Raw genomic sequence first — 19,036 nt, 5'->3', positions numbered from 1 at the left:
TAAAAAAAAGTAAGTAATTAATTTTTCTCTAATCTGATTATCAACTAATTAATTATTAAAATCAATAAATAATCCTAAATTCCTAAAAAAAGTACTAATGTTATTTATTGTTACATCGTTCATTTTCAATACCTTTTTAATTTTTCAGCTACCGATTAACAAAAAAGCCCTGCTACTATGAAGTAACAGAGCTTTATCTGACGTATAGCCTGATCAGTGATCGTGATGCATCGGGCTGTCTTTTTTGCAGCAGCCCGGCAGTTTTTTATACCCTGTCTCATCGGCCACTACATCATCGGCATCATATCCGGTTTTCGAAATATTGGCTTTCAGTTTAGCCACGTCTGTTTTTTTCGGATTGTACTTGATCGTCACTACTTTGGTTTTAACGTCAAGCGTTGCCTCTTTCACCCCTTTTTCATACGATAAATTGCGCTCGATGCGTTCCTTACACATTTCGCACACAGCTGATGTCTTGATTTTGATCTCTTTGTCATCGCCTGCTACAGACCAGGTGGCTACCAACGCCAATGCTGTAATAAACAGCGTCATCAATCCTTTTTTCATGTTACGTGACTAATTTATTAAACTGAAAAACAACTATTTACATTAATCTGTTCCTGCCATTTTGCGGCATTCCTCAGCACAGGCGCGGCAGGCATCTGCGCATGCTTTACAGTGGGCATGATGGGCGGCATGTTTCTCACATTCCTCAGCACAGGCGTCGCATACATCGGCGCAAAGGGCCATAAATTGGCTTGAAAAAGCAGAACCGCGGGCATCCAGCCGGCCACACATCATGCAGAAATCAGCACAATCGCGGCATAATTTCATACAGGCAGTCATGTTGTGCCCTTTGCTGTCAGAAGCGCCCATCTCAAGGCAAGCCGTGAGACAGCGTTCGCAGGCTTCAACGCAGGCAAAACAAGTGTCTGCGTGTGTCTGGTTGTGTTGCATTGTTTCCATAACATTGATCGTTTTCCTATTAACTTCTTTGGCAACCAGCCGCTTACTTTTTTGCCACAAATTAAGCTTACGGCCAATCACGAATACAAAGCTATCGTCATCCAATCAATGTTTCTGTACAGAATTTCAGGTTCAATGTATAGGATTCCGGCTTTCTACAGTCGATCCAGCGGCTGCCGGATGGCATTATCTGTCTTCCGGAACTGCCCCGGGGTTAAGCCCGTCAATTGCCTGAACTGAGTAGACAGATGCTGGGAGCTGCTATACCCCAGCTTAAAGGCAATCTCACTCAGGGTCATCTCTCCGTACTGAAGCCATTCCTTTACTTTCTCAATTTTCAGGGCGATGATATATTTTTCCAGCGTCTGCCCTTCTGAAGAGGAGAAGAGATGACTCAGGTATGAGTAATCATACCCTAGCTTGCGTTCCAGAAAAGCAGAGAAATTTTCAGCTTCTTTTTTTTCAGTTACCTGATGCTGAATTTCAGAAATCAGTAATGCCTTGGTCTGTTCAACCAACGTTTGACGCTTGTCATCAATCAGGTCAAACTCCTCGTTCTGCAATGCCGTTCTGAGGTCGGTTACTGTAAGTCTGGACGGCCAGTCTGCAATTTCTGCATGCCCTAAATCAATGGACAGTACGGTAAAGCCAAGCTTTTCCAGGGTTTCCTGAACCACCCGTTTGCAGCGGTTGCACACCATGTTTTTAATCTGTATGGTCGTCATACCCGTCAGGTTTGTGGTTTAAACCGGAAGCCAAGATAGACAACGCTGCCCGTCACCGGTCCCCATACATGGGAGGCGGCATCAAAATTAGGCCCGAACGGATTTGCGGCCGACATAATCGGATTTGTTTGCCGGAAACCGGTCAGGTTCTCTCCACCCAGATACACTTCCCATCCGCTTTTGAAGCCTCTCGATACCTGTGCATTGAGGTTATAAAAGCCCGGAGTGACACTCAAAGGCATAGTCCGGTAACTGTCATGCACATAACCCGGCGCCATATAAGGTATCCGTTTAGGGCCGTTCCATTGCAGCGTTGCATCAAATTTCCATTTATCATATGGCAAGGCATAACCTGCATTGACCAGCATCCGATCGCGGCTGATCATCATTTTTTCCAGCAACACGCTCTCTCCTAACGGTGCGCCCATGCTCTGCCGCACATCAAAAAGCCGGTAAGCGGCTTTTACTTCCATCCGTTTGATCGGAACATAGTTTAGTTCAGCCTGAAAACTATTCGCGTAGGAACGTCCGCTCAGGTTATAAAAATTAATTTGCTGCGGATGCTCCAGATCCACAATCAGCTGATTCCGGAAATCGGTCCGGTAATAGTCGGTAATAAAACTGGCTTTTTTACCTAACAGCAGAAATTCGTACGTTAAACTCCCGCCTATGTTCCATGAAACTTCGGGTTGCAGCTTGTCACGGAAAATTACAGAACGCGAGCTTACCAGATAGCCAAAGTTTTCGGCCAGCAAATTAGGCACCCGCCAGCCACGGCCGACGGAGAAACGCAGCGTCAGCATCTCATGAATGTGGTATTTGGCATGCATACGCGGTGTCCATTGCCAGCCAAACAGATTATGATAGTCGACCCGGTTACCCAGCACAATCGCGAGCCGTTCTGATGCGGTGTAAGCATACTCGGCAAACGCCCCTGCCACTGACTCTGTCCGGTTCGTCGGGAGCGGGGTATTTCCAAATTGTTCGTTGTAGTTATCCAGCAGATAACTTGCCCCTGCCTTTAGCGTATGATTTGTATTATCGATAATGGTTTGATAGATCAGATTGGCGTATACTGATCGCTGCACCCCCGCGTACGGCTTAAACCCAAAAACAGCCTTCTGATCATGATTGAGCGCACTGATAATTAAGCCCAGCCCTTTATAGGGTTTATCCGGAAACAGCCTGGCCAGTTTTGAAAACGCTTCAATGCGTTTGGTTTCGTTTGTAAACTGATAGAGCGGATTACCGTTCTGCGCCGTCAGCTGCCCTCCGGTCCGGTCTTCATACAGTGCCTTAACCCCAAACTGAGCCATCCAGCGCTCACTGGTATATTTCCAGCGGTTAATCCCATTGTATTGCCGGTACATCGGCAAATCCATGAAATTGTCGCCGTTCTGGTCTATTTTAGTCCGTAGTGCACTCACATGTCCCAACGCTCCGACACTCCATTTTTCATTGAGCGCTCTGGAAAAGTTGACATTTCCTTCGACCCGGCCAAAGGAGTTGACATAGCCGTTCAGCAGCCACTGCGACTTTTGCGTTTCTGCGCGAAAATCCGGCTTCTGTAGTTCCACATTCAAGGCACCGGTCATACCCTCATAGCCATTTACGACTGAGCCAGCGCCCTTGCCGACATCAATCGACGTGATCCATGTTCCGGGCACAAAATTCAGCCCGAAGGTTGTGCCCAGACCGCGGATTGTCGGAATATTCTCAACGTTGGTTTGCACATACTGTCCGCCAAGGCCCAGAAACTGTATTTGTTTTGCTCCCGTTACGGCATCGGCGTATGAGACGCTGACAGACGCATTGGTTTCAAATGTTTCTGATAGATTACAGCAAGCGGCTTTTGCCAGCGTCCGGGTTGTTAACACCTCCGTATGGATCGGATTGATCTGATCAATGGTGGTTGAACCACCGGAAACCGTAACTTCCTGAAGGGTGGCTTCCTGCCGCATGGTAATATTCAGAAACTGTTCTGTAGAACCAACGCTGATGGTATCTGTCCGATAGCCAATGTAACTGATTATGAGCTTGTTTGAATTTTCAGGTTTAGGTACGGTAAAATTACCGGTGGAGTCTGTAACCGCCCCTGTAGACGTGCCCGCCCATTGTAGAGTAGCGCCGTTTAACGGCGTTAATTTATTATTGAGTTGTTCGGTCACGCGACCGCGAACAACCTGGCCGAATGCCGCAGAGGCGCTCAGGCACATAAAAAATAATAAAAATCGCATGATGATAAGTAAACTGTAAAACAATAGATATAGCCCATACCGGAACGGTATCGGCAGTCTGACAGAAACTTATCGGTTTATAGGAGAAAACGCTGTACTATGGCTAATAAAGCGCGGCCATAGGCAGGTGGAGGAGCATTGGGTAAGATGAGCGCAGCATCGGCTTCCCGGTCATAAATCCAGTTGAACAGCCACGTTATAACCGATACAACAGCAACGGTTACCGCCTCAGCAACGGATTTCAGAAATTTCGCAAAAAGCTGGCTTAGCGAAGAAGTAATATCTACATTTTCAAAACGGGCCTCTTCTTTACAGCAGTCTGCTTTTTTGACTATTGTCTTTCCGTCTGAATGAGCTCCCTGCCCGGCAGGACAGCCTTTACAAGCCGGATCATGGAGCCCGATTAGCTGCACTTTTTTTCCGCGCATCTGACAAGTATGTTCCAGCAAGCCAAACCCTGTACTGCTGATCAGTACAATGCAGGCCATTAGTAAACAGACTATATTTTTGAGTGCACGTTTCATGATGGGTCAAAAGTATGGGCTCATTTTCAAATAAACAAGTAGTTACCTCATAAAAAAACAAAATGGGTTATCAGGCGGCTAACGCCCGACAACCCATTTTATATCTGACTAGCAAAAATTATGTTTGGGCTTAATAGCCAGGGTTTTGCTTCAGAACATCCTTACCTAACAAGTCGATCTGATCCTGCGGAATTGGCAGAAGCTCATTCTTGTTAGGAGTAAACTTGGCGCCACCCAATGCACCGGTCAGCAGTTTGCTTTCGTAGGTCAGGTAGTTGTTAACTTCTGTATTGGCCGTTCCCCAACGTACCAGGTCATAGAAGCGGTGGCCTTCACCTGATAATTCAAGCTTACGCTCAAACTGTACAGCAGCGCGGGCAGAAGCCTTCTCGGCAAATGCAGATGCAGGGAACTCGCTGATCACATATTTTGCCGCAGGAGCGCCACCTTTTGTTACGAAACCTGCCGCATTAGAGGCCCGGCGGCGTACCGTATTTACGTACTCTAATGCCTTCGTCAGTGAACCTACTTCGACCTCACATTCGGCAGCCATCAACAGGACGTCGGCAAAACGGATAATCGTAAAGTTCTGCGCGGTATAACCAGGTGTCCATGAGCTGTTATCCTGTAATGAACCTACGTCAGACTTGTAGTATGTATACTTCTTCGGCGAGTACGGGCCACCATTTGGCTGGTTACGGATCCAGTCAGCACCAGGGTGGTCCTGCCAGTCGAGGAACGGAATACCACGACGGCCAACAGCCCAGTCAAGGCGAGGGTCAACGTTACCGGCATCCGGTGTAAAGGCTGTTTTTGAGTCCAGACCCATATCCGTTTTCAGGGCATTGGCAGCACTGTTGTATGAACCATCCAGCAAAGGCAGACCATTGGCGTTGGTACGGTATGAGTTGGCTAGTTCGAAGCTTGGCTGGAAGAACCCGCAGCAGTTACCCGGACCGTTAGGACCTGTGTTGTATGGGTAGTTCAGATCAAACTCAGGGAAGGCGTTGTTAACCGAACCCGTGTTCGCTGCATTCTGGATAGCAAAGATCGACTCTTCGTTGTTATCGTTTGATGCTCTGAAAACATCGCCGTACTTGGCAACCAGACCGTATTTTTTACCACCGGACGTTTTACCGTTAGCGATTACCAGATCAAACAGCGTTTTTGCTTCGCTGTATTTTTTCTGATACAGATATACCTTTGCCAGATAAGCAGCAGCAGCCCATTTGTTGGCACGCCCTACAGCAGATTGCGTTTCCGGCAGGTTATCATAAGCAAACTTAAGGTCAGCTTCGATTTTTGGCCAAAGGTCAGCATCATTTTTAACCTTCTCAATACCGGTACCGTAATCAACGGATTCGTCAACGTAAGGTGTATTCCCAAAGTTGCGTTTCAGCTGGAAATAATAGTGACCACGCAGGAAACGTGCTTCAGCGGTCATCCGTGTTTTATCCGCCGCAGACACATCGGCAGTTGCCTTAGGCATCAAGGCCAGCAGACTGTTTGCCCGGGCGATACCTTCGTAGTTTCCACGCCATGATTCCAGTAATACGCCCTGCGTTGACAGATACTCGTAACGCTGGATCGGGTTAATATCACTGAAGTCACCAGGGTCAGTACCTTTATTAGCATCCCCGCCCCGGATACTGCCCCAAACCCAGTTTGTAGCAGAAGCCATACGCCATTCGCGACCATTCAGGTGGCTATATACGGAGATCAGAGAGCCTTCCAGGCCTTTTTTGGATGTCAGCTGAGCACTACTGATCTGCCCTGTGGGCGGAACATCCAGGAATGAATCTTTACAAGCAAAAACAATGGCTGCCAGAGAAAGTGATGCCACCACCGCTTTTGTTTTTAATGACATGTTCATAAGATTTCTTTTATGATAAAACGGTTAAGTGTTTCTATTAAAAGCCGAGGTTAATACCCAGGTTCCAGCTACGGGTCAACGGATAGTTTCCTACGTCGATACCGAACTGTGTATCGGCATTACCACCGACGGCAGGATCCAGACCCTGGTATTTAGTAATGGTGGCCAGGTTATTCACCGAAGCAGAGATACGCAGACGGTTGGCTTTTAATTTACCCAATACATTAGCCGGGATGTTATAACCGATTGACAGGTTCTGGAAGCGCAGGTATGAACCATCTTCTACATAGAATGAGTTCGACTGCGTGTTTGTACTGAAGTTAGACGCTGTTTCGAAGATCGGAATAGTAGCGCCTGTGTTCTGAGGAGTCCAGGAGTTTTTCACGCGTTCGCTGATGGCTGCACCGGCAAACGATGGATAGAAATCAGTAAACCACTTCGATACGTTAAAGATTTTGTTACCAACTGAAGCATACATGTATGCGTTCAGATCAAACCCTTTATAGCGAACGGTAAAGTTGAAACCACCTGTGAATTTAGGAACCGGGCTACCCAGATACGTACGGTCATCAGCCGTGATTTTGCCGTCACCATTCAGGTCAGCGTAGCGGAAACGGCCAACACCTTTACCATCCTGCTGAGGAGCAGCATCTACTTCTGACTGATTCTGGAACAGGCCAACCACTTTGTAACCGTAGAAGGCTGACAGTGAATAGCCCAGCTGGTTACGGATCGGGTTAATACCACGGTAGCCAGGGTTAATTGACGTAATATACGTCAGACCATTGGCCAGTTCTTTCACTGTGTTTTTGAGGAACGTACCAGTCAGAGTCGCTTCATAGTTCCAGTCACCGGTGATTTTGCCACGGTTTGTCACTAAGATATCCAGACCTTTATTCTGCATTTTAGCAACGTTAACCGACGGAGCAGATGCACGAGGACCGGCAGTTGCTGTGATAGGTACCTGGAACAACAGGTCACGGGTATCTTTCTGCCATAAGTCAATGCTGGCTTCCCAGCGGTTGTTCAGCAGGGAGATGTCGATACCCAGGTTTTTCGTTACAGCCGTTTCCCAACGCGCATCCGGGTTACCGATACGTGTCCGGTAATATCCTTCCGCAACACTTGAGTTCGTACCATTGATGTCATAAGCCGATGCTCCAACACTTGCCGCATATAAGCTGTACTGGTTATTCGGATCAACACTGTTTGAGTTACCCATTGTGCCATAGCCACCACGGATTTTCAGGTCAGAAACGGCCGGAATATCTTTCATGAAGCTTTCTGACGATACGCGCCATGCAGCCGAGAACGCAGGGAACACACCATACCGGCTGTTGGCACCGAAACGGGATGAACCGTCGCGACGAACAACACCTGTCAGATAATAACGCTCGTTGAAGTTATACTCTACCTGCCCGAATACCGAGTAGAAGTTAACCCCTTTAAAATAGCCGGAGTTTACCTGTTTTCCACTGGCAGATACGGTACTTAATGTAATGTAGTTAGGATCTGTCGAGAATGGGTTCAAACCGTTACCGGAAATGTTTTTACCGCTACCATCATTCAGTGCTTCCTGACCAACAATTGCTTTTACGCTATGGAAGCCAAGCCGTTTTGAATAAGTAGCCTGGTTTGTCAACACCCATGCAAAGCCAAATCCACCTCCTTCATTATAGCTGAAGGCCGAGTTGTTCTCTGAATTCTCATACTGTAAACGACCATAGCTCCAGTTATAGAAATTGCTGTAGCTCCCGCCAATGCTGCTGCGTAACGTCAAGCCGGGAATAGGATCAACTTCTACGTAGATATTACCGAAGCCACTAGTACCAAACCCACGGTTATTGGCGACCCCGTCACGTTCTGCAACCGGGTTACGCGGGTTGTTAAACCCTTTTGCAGCCGTACCGGCATACCCGCCGAACTCATCATATACCGGAATGATTGACGGCATACGGAAAGCCGACAGAATTACGCTTTCGTCATCTGATACCCCGAAACCACCGTTATCTCCGATAGCTCCGTTGGTTGAACGGTATGTAAACTGCAGGTTTTCGCCAATGCGTACTTTCTTCGAAATATCGAATTCAGAGTTTGCCCGGAAGCTATACCGCTTGAAATCGTTGTATTTCAGGATCCCTCCCTGATTCTGCGCATTCAGACCAATGTAGAACCGGCTGTTTTCTGTACCACCTGAGAAGCCCAGTGAGTGGCGCTGCAACGGTGCTACGCGCGTAATCTCCTTATACCAGTCTGTACCCGCCCGGTTGGCTTTTACTACCTGATAGATAGAACCGGCAGTTGGGTCAACATTATACTTTGCTTTTTCAGCTGCCAGGTCAACTGTACCCACTACACCCGAACGGCCACCGACGTTAATGTAATCAGGAATAACAGCCGTTTTACCTGGCCCTAATGTTCCGAATTGCGGGTGAGCATATGTCTGTCCTGAGTTAATGTATGCCTGATTAGTCCACTGTGCAAAATCTGTCGGGTTCATCATCTTCTGGCCTTTACCAGGGTCAGTTGCACCATATAGACCGTCATACGTTACGTTCAGCTTGCGGGCATTGCGTGAACCTTTTTTCGTCGTGTAAACAATTACACCACTGGCTGCACGTGCACCGTATATTGAAGCCGACGCGGCATCTTTCAGTACGGTTGTAGTCTCAATATCGTCCGGAGCAAGAAAATCGATGTTCTGTGTCGGGATACCATCAACAACATACAGTGGACGGTTATCACCAAAACTACCAAAACCACGTACCCGAATCTGGCTGGCGGCACCCGGCTGACCGGTTGCAATGACCGTTACACCGGCAACCCGACCCTGAAGCTGTTGTTCAACGTTACCGGATGGTACTGCAGTAAGGTCTTTTGTTTTGACCGTTGCCACTGAACCTGTCGCATCACGCTTGTTACTCGTTGAGTAACCTGTTACGATTACTTCGCTCAACGCGGTAACATCATCTTCCAGACGAATTGACAGATTAGTCTGATTTCCGACCGATACTTCACGGCTCTTGAAACCGATTGCAGAAACTACTAAAACAGGGTTATCTCCCCGAACATTTAATGTGAATGCCCCTTCGGCATCCGTGGCTGTCCCTGTTGACGAGCCTTTCACCACAACGTTAGCACCCGGCACTGCACCATCGGGACCGCTAACTTTACCGGTAATCCGGCGTTCCTGGGCAAAGGCACTTATACTAAGAAATAGCATAAATCCTACCCACAAAGCAGATGGCAATAACTTGTAAAGTTTTGCTCTCATAGTTGTTAAGGGATTGTTAAGTTTGAAACCGACTCAATTTTATATCAATTCTGTAATACCATAAAATAATTTTAACATTTTTTTTAGTACTACTAGTTACCGATATAATACAATTTTATCACAAACAGCACGAATCATATACATAAAACACTGTAAATCAGATATTTTACCATTATAACTATTCCTATATTTATTAGTGCATACTCATGATAGGAAAACATGAAAACTATGTATTTATTTTTTTACAAATTATTTACTAATAAGAAATAAACTATTTATTCACCAGATAATGTATACAGTAACAAATGGACAAAAAAAAAGGGGACAAATTGTCCCCTTCTTGTACAAAACTAATATTCCCCTGTTTTATTGATACCCTGGATTCTGTTTCAGAACGTCTTTCCCCTGCAAGTCAATCTGCGCTTGCGGAATCGGTAAATATTCATCCTGATTGGGTGTAAACCGTGCGCTACCTAAAGCAACCGGCAGCTTTTGCCCTTCATAAGACAGGTAAGCATTGACACTGGCTTCCACAACTCCCCAACGCAGCAGGTCGAAGAAACGGTGGCCCTCGCCGGAAAGCTCCAGTTTACGTTCAAAACGAACAGCATTTCTGGCTGCTTCTTTAGAAGCAAACGCCGAAGCAGGATATTCACTGATTACATATTTGGCCGCCGGCGCATTATTTTTTGTCACATAACCCGCCGGGTTAGCCGCCCGCTTCCGGACCATGTTTACATACTCAAGTGCCTTGGTCAATGATCCTGCTTCTACTTCAGCTTCTGCCGCCATCAACAACACATCCGCGTACCGGATAATGGTGTAGTTCATGGCCGTATATCCCGGGTGCCAGCCATTACTTTGCTGGTAAGTGCCCTGGTCTGCCCGATAATAGACATACTTCTTAGGCGTATAAGGTCCGCCGTAATCCTGCTTCCGGATCCAGTCATAGCCAGGATGATCCTGCCAATCCAGATAAGGAATACCCCGGCGACCAACAGAGTGGTCGAGACGCGGATCGAGGTTTCCGGCATCCGGTGTAAACGCCGCACTTGACAGGATACCCTGATCGTTTTTCACCTCATTGCCAGCTGCGTTATACGAGCCGTCGAGCAACGGTAACCCGTTTGCATTCGTCCGGAATGAGTTAACCAGTTCGAAACTTGGCTGAAAGAACCCGCAGCAACCGGCTGGTCCGTTTGTACCGGTGTTATACGGATAATTCAGGTCAAATTCAGGGTTGGCGTTATTCGCATCACCGGTATTGGTCGCTGCCTGAATCGCAAAAACCGACTCTTCGTTATTGTCGTTTGAGGCCTTATACAGATCCGCATACTTCGCCACTAAGGCATATTTCTTACCGTTGGCGGTTTTCCCGTTGGCGATAATCAGATCATATAACGTCTTGGCTTCAGTATATTTTTGCTGATACATATAGACTTTTGCCAGCAAAGCAGCAGCCGCCCATTTGTTGGCCCGGCCGGCGGCGTCCTGTGTTTCCGGCAGATTAGTATAAGCAGCCTGCAGGTCCGCAACAATTTTCGGCCATAAGTCCTGATCATTTTTAACCTTCTCAATACCAGCCGCGTAGTCAACCGATTCGTCGACATAAGGCGTGTTATTATAAAGGCGTTTCAACTCAAAATAGTAGAACCCCCGCAGAAACTTAGCTTCGGCACTAATACGCGCCTTATCGGCATCTGTTACATCAGGACCCGCGCTGGCCAGCAGGCGAAGTACGTTGTTGGCGCGGCTGATACCTTCGTATTTAACGCGCCATGCACCTGCCACATCGCCCGTCGGAATGGTTTCAAAGCGCTGAATCGGGTTAATTGATGAAAAATCGCCTGGGTCAGTACCCTTGTTGGCGTCTCCCCCACGGATACTGCCATATACCCAGTTTGACGAAGAACCAAGCCGCTCAGACCGCCCGTTCAACATGGCATAAACCGAAATGACGGCCCCTTCAATGCCTTTTTTCGACGCCAGCTGCGATGCTCCCAGCTGCCCCGTTGCCGGTATATCCAGAAATTTATCTTTACAGGCAAACCCTATACAGGTTAACATGAGGGTAGCCGCAGCTCCGGCAGCCACCTGTTTTATATTTTTAGTCATTTTTCTTTCAGATCAAGTTCAGGTTATCAGAAACCAAGGCTAATTCCACCAATGAAACTCCGTGTGATCGGATAGTTACCAACATCAATACCAAAGTTTGTATCTGCCGACCCGCCTACGCTAGGGTCCAGCCCCTGGTATTTCGTGATTGTAAACAGGTTGTTTGTCGATGCAAACACGCGCAGACGCTGCACTTTCAGACGGCCCAGTAAGCTGGCAGGGACATTATAACCGATCGACAGATTCTGCAGACGGAAGTACGAACCGTCCTCAACATAGTATGAGTTCGACTGCGTGTTGGTGCTGAAGTTAGAGGCTGATTCGAAAATCGGCAGCTTTCCGTCCGGGTTCTCCGGCGACCATGAATCCTTCACCCGGGCGCTGATAGAGGCACCTGAAAATGACGGATAAAAATCGGTATACCATTTCGATACGTTAAAAATCTTGTTACCGATCGAAGTATACATGTACGTTTCGATGTCGAAGTTTCTGTACGTAAACTTCAGGTTAAGCCCGCCGGTAAATTTCGGAACCGGGCTGCCCAGATAGGTACGGTCGTCGGCGGTAATCTGCCCGTCGCCATTGAGGTCGGCATACCGGAAACGGCCCACACCGGTTGGTTTCCCACGGTTCTCGGCCGTGATATCTTTCGACTTCGTAACGCCTTCCTGCGTCGGGGCAGCATCAATTTCACCCTGGTTCTGGAACAAGCCCATCACCTGATAGCCATAGAACGCCGAAATAGAGTAACCCAACTGGTTGCGGATCGGGTTGATGCCCCGGAAGCCAGGGTTTATGGTCGTCAGGTAGGTCAGCCCCTGTGTCAGTTCAACAATTTTGTTGCTCAGCATACTACCGGTAATGTTTGCTTCATAGCCAACTTCACCGTTAATCTTACCACGGGTAATTACCTGCAAATCAATCCCCTGATTCCGCATTTTCGCCGCATTTACGAACGGCGCATCCGCATACGTACCAATCACATCCGGTACGGGTACCTGAAACAACAGGTCTTTGGTATCCTTACGCCAGATGTCGAAAATCACTTCCAGACGATTGTTGAAGAACGAACCGTCAAAACCGATGTTCGAAGAAACGCTGGTCTCCCACTTCGCATTCGGGTTGCCGATACGGGTCCGGTAGTAACCTTCAAACGTACTGTTGTTGGTGCCGTTGATATCGTATGCAGAGTTACCAAGATTAGCCCCGTACAAGCTGTACTGGTTGTTAGGGTCCACGTTGTTTGAGTTACCCATCAGACCATAACCGCCGCGTACTTTCAGGTCGGTGATCCACGGCATATCTTTCATAAAGTTTTCCGAAGAAAGCCGCCAGGCAGCCGAGAACGCCGGGAATACACCATACCGGTTATTGGCCCCGAAACGCGACGAACCATCACGACGGACAACCGCCGAGAACAGGTACTTGTCGTTGTAAGCGTATTTCAGCTGGCCAAACAGCGAATAGAAGTTAATGCCTTTGAAGTAATTACTGCCGACAATACGGTTGGTAGCCGAAACCGTGCTGAGCGTGATGTAATTAGGGTCAAGAGCAAAAGGATTGATACCGTTTCCGGAAATGCCACGGCTGGCCCCGGTATTCAGCGCTTCCTGACCAACCAGTACGTCTACATTATGGATACCAAACCGTTTTTTGTAGTTAATGGTGTTGGTAACGGTCCACCCAAATGAATAGCCGCCGTACTCGTTGTAGCCGAAATCCTTGTTATTTTCAGAGTTTTCGTATTGAATCCGGTTATAACCAACGCCATAGTAATTGTTATACTGCCCGCCGATGCTGCTCCGTAATGTCAGATTATCAATCGGGTCAATTTCGATATACACATTACCGAATGCATTGCCGTTGAAGTCTTTGTTATTCCGCAGGTTATCGCGCTCGGCAACCGGGTTACGCGGGTTGTTAAATCCTTTGGCAGCCGTACCGGCATACCCGCCGAATTCATCATAAATGGGGATAATAGTCGGAATACGGAATGCACCCAGAATCTGGTTTTCATCTGCTGCTACCCCCTGACCGCCATTCGCACCACCCTGGCCAACCACGGAACGGTATGTAAACTGAAGATTTTCGCCGATACGGATACGCTTGGTCAGGTCAAATTCTGTATTTGCCCGGAAGGTATACCGCGAGAAATCATTGTATAACAGGATACCCGACTGGCGCTGCGCACCGAAGCCGATGTAATACCGGCTGCTTTCCGTGCCACCGGAGAATCCGAGGCCATGCCGCTGAATGGGGGCAACCCGTGTTACAGCGTCATACCAGTCAGTACCCTGCTTGTTTGCTTTTACAACCTGATAAATCGGCCCTGCATTCTGATCTACGTTATATTTTGCCCGTTCGGCGGCCAGATCAATTGACCCCGTCACGCCATAACGATTACCGACAATCAGATAATCCGGAATAACAGGTGTTGCCCCGCTACCAAATTGCTGATGTGTCCACTCCGGATCACCTGGCTTATAGCCGGAATTCCGGAAAGCACGCCACGTCCAGTCGGCAAATTCGGTCGGATTCAGCATGTCCTGGCCTTTACCAGGCAGAGTAGCCCCGTATTGCCCATCGTAGGTAACCGACAATTTACGGGCGGTCTTAGACCCCTTCTTTGTGGTATAGACAATTACCCCGCTGGCAGCACGGGCACCATAAATGGATGCCGTAGCGGCATCTTTCAATACGGTTGTGGTTTCAATATCGTCCGGCGACAGGAAGTCTGTTGATGTTACCGGCACCCCGTCAACAATGTACAGAGGCTGGTTACCGCCAAAGGCACCAAAACCGCGTACACGCACCTGACTCGTTGTGCCAGGCTGCCCGTTGGTAATAACTGTTACCCCCGAAACACGGCCCTGTAACTGCTGTTCCACGTTTCCGGATGGCGTTGCCTGCAGTGCACGGGCCTTCACGGTAGAAACGGCACCGGTCGTTTCGCGTTTACTGTCCGTTGAATACCCTGTAACCACAACTTCGCTCAGTGCCGTTACATCATCGTCTAACGAAACATTGACCGTTGTCTGATTTCCGATTGCAACTTCCTTTGTTTTAAAACCGATTGCAGAGATAACCAGAGTTGCATCGCCGGTACGGACATTGAGGGAATAATTGCCTTCTGCATCGGTGGCGGTTCCTGTTGATGTACCTTTTACAACAACATTGGCACCGGGTACGGCTCCATCGGTACCGGTTATACGCCCGGTAATGCGTCGGTCCTGTGCAAGTGTATGTAAGCTGATTAGCATACATACGCAGAACATGACCCTTTGCAGCAACTTGTATACAGTTACCTTCATAGGATGTTAGGGAGATTATTTAGTTAAATTATTTTTAATTAATGTATATTATTTTGTAACAATTTTAGGAAAAATATTTATAATCAAAAATTAACAAGGAAATATACAAGGAGCCAATACGGTGCATTTTATGTACTTTTTTATCAATTCATTTACTATTAGTATCATTATTAGACTGACAATCAACATTCAGAAAATTGTATACTTTTTTTTATTTTTTGTATAAATTTATTGAGCGGTCTGAAATTGTATTTGCAGCTCTGCTTACTAAAACATCAATCATGGCACCATTCCAACTGTTTTTTGTATTTTAGCCATTCTAATTTACCTACTGAACAATGCTCCAACGCGTTCTACTTGTTGCTACCGCAGTTGCCATGGTTGGCTGGCTAAGTACGGCATGCCAACAACAGTCAGATACTTTGTTTACACTCGTTTCGGCCGATAAAACCGGGATTACCTTTTCTAACCGGATTACCGACAACGACTCCATGAACATCCTCGATTTTGAATACATCTATAATGGGGGCGGAACCGCCATCGGCGATTTCAATAATGATGGTTTACAGGATGTGTTTTTTTCGGGAAATCAGGTAGCCAATAAGCTGTATATCAACCAGGGTGAGTTAAAATTTGAGGATATTACGACGAAGGCCGGTGTTGGCGGCAACGGCAAATGGTGTTCCGGTGTAGCGCTGGTCGATATTAACAATGATGGCTGGCTGGATATTTATGTGGGTGCAACCGTTTTCAAAGACCCTGAAAAACGGCAGAATCTGCTCTATGTAAATCAGGGTGGAACAAAAGGGGGCACGCCGGTTTTCAAGGAAATGGCAAAGGAATATGGCATTGCAGATGACGGGCATACCACCAATGCTGCCTTTTTCGATTATGACAATGACGGTGACCTCGACTTGTATGTACTTACAAATACCATTGAGCAGTATCCGAACGCCTATCGCCCTAAAATCACAAACGGCACCTCCCCTACCACCGACCGGCTGTACCGCAACCTGTCGGTTGAGCGTTTAGCCAACGCATCTCTGAATGCTAAACCCCTGTTCGAAAACGTATCCAAACAGGCAGGGATACAGATTGAAGGGTATGGCCTGGGCATTAACATCTGCGACATCAACCGCGATGGCTGGAAAGACGTTTACGTGACGAATGATTACCTCTCTGATGACCTGATGTACATCAATAATCAGGATGGAACCTTTACGGATCAGCGTCAGACCTACCTGAAGCACACCAGCAACTCCGCCATGGGGAACGACGTGGCTGACATCAACAACGATGGCCTGGCCGATATTGTGGCGGTAGACATGCTTCCGCGCGACAACTACCGGAAGAAAATGCTGATGGGCCCCAGCAGCTACCAGGTTTACCTCAACAACGAAGAATATAACTTTGGTTATCAGTACGTAAGGAATACGCTGCAACTGAACATGGGCAACCGGCCCGCACAAGGCAAGTCGAAAAAAGGAGCCCCGGTTTTCAGCGAAATCAGCCTGTTTTCGGATGTAGCCGAGACCGACTGGAGCTGGTCTCCCCTGCTGATCGATTTTGACCATGACGGCAACCGCGACCTGGTCGTAACGAATGGTTTTCCGAAAGACATCACCGACCGCGACTTTATCTCCTTCCGCGCAAACAGTTCGTCGGTATCGACGAAAGAATACATGCTGTCGCAGATTCCGGTGGTGAAAATCAGTAACTATGCCTTTAAAAATAACGGCGATCTGACCTTCAGCGACGTTACTGAAAAATGGGGATTAAAACAGCCATCGTTCTCGAACGGAGCGGCTTATGGGGATCTTGACAACGACGGCGACCTCGATTACGTCGTCAACAACATTAACGATTCGGCCTTCGTATACCGCAATAATCTGGTGGAACGTAAAGCAGATAACGCCAACTACCTGCGTATGCAGTTTGCTGGTCCGGCGCAAAACCGCATGGGGCTAGGGGCTATTGTTGAGCTGTACTACCATGACCCGAAAACGAATGAAGCCCGGAAGCAGGTGTATGAACACAGCCCGTATCGGGGCTATCTGTCAACTGTTGAGCCATCGGCCCATTTTGGTTTGGGCAACGTTCAAACCATTGACGAAGTCCGGGTTATCTGGCCAACCCGTAACGGAGAAGTAAAACAAACGCTGCGCAACGTAAAGGTAAATCAAACGCTGACCGTTAACAGCAAGGATGCAACGGAGAACGTAGTTCCGGAACCTGATGCAAAACCGCTCTTTACGGAAGTCACAGATTCGCTTGGGATCAACTTTACCCATCAGGAACCGGAGTATATTGACTATAACGTCCAGAAATTATTGCCGCATAAGTTGTCGCAGTTTGCGCCGGCAGTGGCGGTTGGCGATGTCAACGGCGATGGTCTGGATGATTTCTTTGTCAGCGGTTCCCGCTTTCATCAGGGCACGTTTTTTATCCAGACGGCGAACGGTAAGTTTACCGGAAAGCCATTATTTCCGGCAACCGCCAGGGCGCAGACCGGCGCTTTGCAACCGATTACACTTTCGTCGTTGCGCGATCCTTCACCAAACCCGGAAAAGCAGTCGGAAGACATGGGCACTCTGTTGCTTGATGTCGATCAGGATGGTGATGTCGACTTGTATATTGCCAGTGGTGGCATAGAAGGGAATGCCGGTACAGAGGTATACATGGATCGTTTATACCTGAACGATGGAAAAGGAAATTTCACACTGGCAGTCAATGCACTACCCCCTGTTTTCTCTAGCAAATCCTGTGTTAAAGCCACCGATTTTGACCGTGACGGCGATCTGGATCTGTTCGTTGGCGGCCGCGTTGAGCCCGATCATTATCCGAAGCCCGTTTCCAGCCTGATCCTGCGTAATGATTCTAAAGCCGGTCAGGTGAAGTTCACCGACGTAACGGCACAGGTAGCCCCGAATCTGAAAGACATCGGCCTTGTTTGCGATGCGTTATGGACAGATGTTGATAATGATGGCTGGCAGGACCTTTTCCTGGCCGGCGAATGGATGCCATTGACGCTGTTAAAAAATCAGCAGGGGAAACTGGTCAAAGCCGAGGACAAAACTCTCAGTGCTAAAAAAGGCTGGTGGAACTCGTTGGTTTCCGGTGATTTTGACCATGATGGCGATGTCGATTACATAGCCGGTAATCTTGGGCTCAACGCACGCATGCGGGCCAGTGATGCACAGCCTGCCCGTTTATATGCGGCCGATTTTGACAACAACGGCTTTTATGATGCCATCCCGACCATTTATATCCCTGATGAATCCGGTAAAATGCAGGAATATACCTTCCATGGCCGGGAAGATCTGATTAAGCAGATGATTGCCATGCGGGCACGTTTCCCGTATTACAAAGACTTTACGACCGCAACCATCGACAAGCTTCTCAAACCCGAAGAGCGTGAAAAAGCGCTGGTACTGGAGGCTAATTATTTTCAGTCGTCTTACCTGGAAAATAAAGGGGATGGCACCTTTGCTATCCGTCCGCTGCCTGCACTGGCGCAACTGGCACCAATATTTGGTATGGTCGCCAGTGATGTCGACCGTGACGGAAATCTGGATGTTATGCTGGTCGGAAATGACTATAGCGGTGAGGTATTGATGGGCCGGTACGATGGTCTGAACGGGTTATGGCTTAAGGGCGACGGCAAAGGCGGCTTTGCTCCTCAGTCGCTGGCCGCGAGTGGTTTCTTTGTGCCCGCTAATGCCAAAGGGCTGGCACAGCTCAGCGATGCCAAAGGGCATGAGCTGCTCGTGGCGTCGCAAAATCGTGGCCGGTTGTGTGTATTTAAGGATCAGAAGCCTGCCCGCATCCTGCGCCTGCGGCCTACCGATGCTTCCGCAATCATTACGTATGCGAATGGCCGGAAAGAGAAAGTCGAGTTTCCGTACGGACAGTCCTTTTTGTCACAATCCGGCCGGATACTGACCCTTAGCCCGCAGGCTAAACGGGTTGATGTAATCGACAGTCAGGGTAAGAAGCGGCAGATCCAATAAC

At 48.0% G+C, this 19,036-nt stretch carries 10 protein-coding genes; 1 reads left to right on the top strand and 9 read right to left on the bottom strand.

Annotated features, from left to right (window positions below):
* Window positions 1-213 precede the first annotated feature (213 nt).
* The 9 genes from BLX24_RS15420 to BLX24_RS15380 all read right to left on the bottom strand — a co-directional run bounded on the left by BLX24_RS15420 (window position 214) and on the right by BLX24_RS15380 (window position 15,025).
* Window positions 214-567, bottom strand: a complete 354-nt coding sequence (locus BLX24_RS15420; RefSeq protein WP_071504046.1) for a heavy-metal-associated domain-containing protein — start codon at window positions 565-567, stop codon at window positions 214-216.
* A 42-nt stretch (window positions 568-609) separates the two neighbouring features.
* Window positions 610-1,071 (bottom strand): four-helix bundle copper-binding protein, encoded by a 462-nt coding sequence (locus tag BLX24_RS15415; RefSeq protein ID WP_310590782.1) that lies wholly within the window; start codon window positions 1,069-1,071, stop codon window positions 610-612.
* 50 nt (window positions 1,072-1,121) lie between these two features.
* On the bottom strand, window positions 1,122-1,691 hold the full coding sequence (locus BLX24_RS15410; protein WP_071504045.1) for an AraC family transcriptional regulator: 570 nt from the start codon (window positions 1,689-1,691) through the stop codon (window positions 1,122-1,124).
* A 5-nt stretch (window positions 1,692-1,696) separates the two neighbouring features.
* Window positions 1,697-3,928, bottom strand: coding sequence for a TonB-dependent receptor (locus BLX24_RS15405; protein ID WP_071504044.1), 2,232 nt, complete (start codon window positions 3,926-3,928; stop codon window positions 1,697-1,699).
* A 77-nt stretch (window positions 3,929-4,005) separates the two neighbouring features.
* The gene (locus BLX24_RS15400) at window positions 4,006-4,452 is read right to left on the bottom strand and encodes an HYC_CC_PP family protein (protein WP_071504043.1); all 447 of its coding nucleotides are present in this window, start codon (window positions 4,450-4,452) and stop codon (window positions 4,006-4,008) included.
* A 130-nt stretch (window positions 4,453-4,582) separates the two neighbouring features.
* Complete coding sequence (locus BLX24_RS15395) at window positions 4,583-6,319, bottom strand: RagB/SusD family nutrient uptake outer membrane protein (protein WP_374755007.1); 1,737 nt, start codon at window positions 6,317-6,319, stop codon at window positions 4,583-4,585.
* A 43-nt stretch (window positions 6,320-6,362) separates the two neighbouring features.
* A complete protein-coding gene (locus BLX24_RS15390; RefSeq protein ID WP_071504041.1) occupies window positions 6,363-9,599 on the bottom strand; it encodes a SusC/RagA family TonB-linked outer membrane protein in 3,237 nt (1,078 codons plus the stop codon).
* A gap of 366 nt (window positions 9,600-9,965) precedes the next feature.
* Window positions 9,966-11,714 (bottom strand): RagB/SusD family nutrient uptake outer membrane protein, encoded by a 1,749-nt coding sequence (locus tag BLX24_RS15385; protein WP_071504040.1) that lies wholly within the window; start codon window positions 11,712-11,714, stop codon window positions 9,966-9,968.
* 26 nt (window positions 11,715-11,740) lie between these two features.
* Complete coding sequence (locus tag BLX24_RS15380) at window positions 11,741-15,025, bottom strand: SusC/RagA family TonB-linked outer membrane protein (RefSeq protein WP_071504039.1); 3,285 nt, start codon at window positions 15,023-15,025, stop codon at window positions 11,741-11,743.
* 338 nt (window positions 15,026-15,363) lie between these two features.
* Between BLX24_RS15380 and BLX24_RS15375 the strand changes: the two genes are divergently transcribed.
* Complete coding sequence (locus tag BLX24_RS15375) at window positions 15,364-19,035, top strand: VCBS repeat-containing protein (RefSeq protein ID WP_071504038.1); 3,672 nt, start codon at window positions 15,364-15,366, stop codon at window positions 19,033-19,035.
* Window position 19,036 lies beyond the last annotated feature (1 nt).

The sequence above is a fragment of the Arsenicibacter rosenii genome (assembly GCF_001870735.1).
GTDB classification, from domain to species: domain Bacteria; phylum Bacteroidota; class Bacteroidia; order Cytophagales; family Spirosomataceae; genus Arsenicibacter; species Arsenicibacter rosenii.
The sequence above is the reverse complement of the archived record's forward strand: the minus strand, read 5'-3'. Positions and strand labels throughout refer to the sequence as shown.

Bases quoted from the DNA above. Each gene is read 5' to 3' on its own strand.
- BLX24_RS15420 (WP_071504046.1), bottom strand. From the start codon at position 567: ATGAAAAAAGGATTGATGACGCTGTTTATTACAGCATTGGCGTTGGTA.
- BLX24_RS15410 (WP_071504045.1), bottom strand. From the start codon at position 1,691: ATGACGACCATACAGATTAAAAACATGGTGTGCAACCGCTGCAAACGG.
- BLX24_RS15405 (WP_071504044.1), bottom strand. From the start codon at position 3,928: ATGCGATTTTTATTATTTTTTATGTGCCTGAGCGCCTCTGCGGCATTC.
- BLX24_RS15400 (WP_071504043.1), bottom strand. From the start codon at position 4,452: ATGAAACGTGCACTCAAAAATATAGTCTGTTTACTAATGGCCTGCATT.
- BLX24_RS15395 (WP_374755007.1), bottom strand. From the start codon at position 6,319: ATGTCATTAAAAACAAAAGCGGTGGTGGCATCACTTTCTCTGGCAGCC.
- BLX24_RS15390 (WP_071504041.1), bottom strand. From the start codon at position 9,599: ATGAGAGCAAAACTTTACAAGTTATTGCCATCTGCTTTGTGGGTAGGA.
- BLX24_RS15385 (WP_071504040.1), bottom strand. From the start codon at position 11,714: ATGACTAAAAATATAAAACAGGTGGCTGCCGGAGCTGCGGCTACCCTC.
- BLX24_RS15380 (WP_071504039.1), bottom strand. From the start codon at position 15,025: ATGAAGGTAACTGTATACAAGTTGCTGCAAAGGGTCATGTTCTGCGTA.
- BLX24_RS15375 (WP_071504038.1), top strand. From the start codon at position 15,364: ATGCTCCAACGCGTTCTACTTGTTGCTACCGCAGTTGCCATGGTTGGC.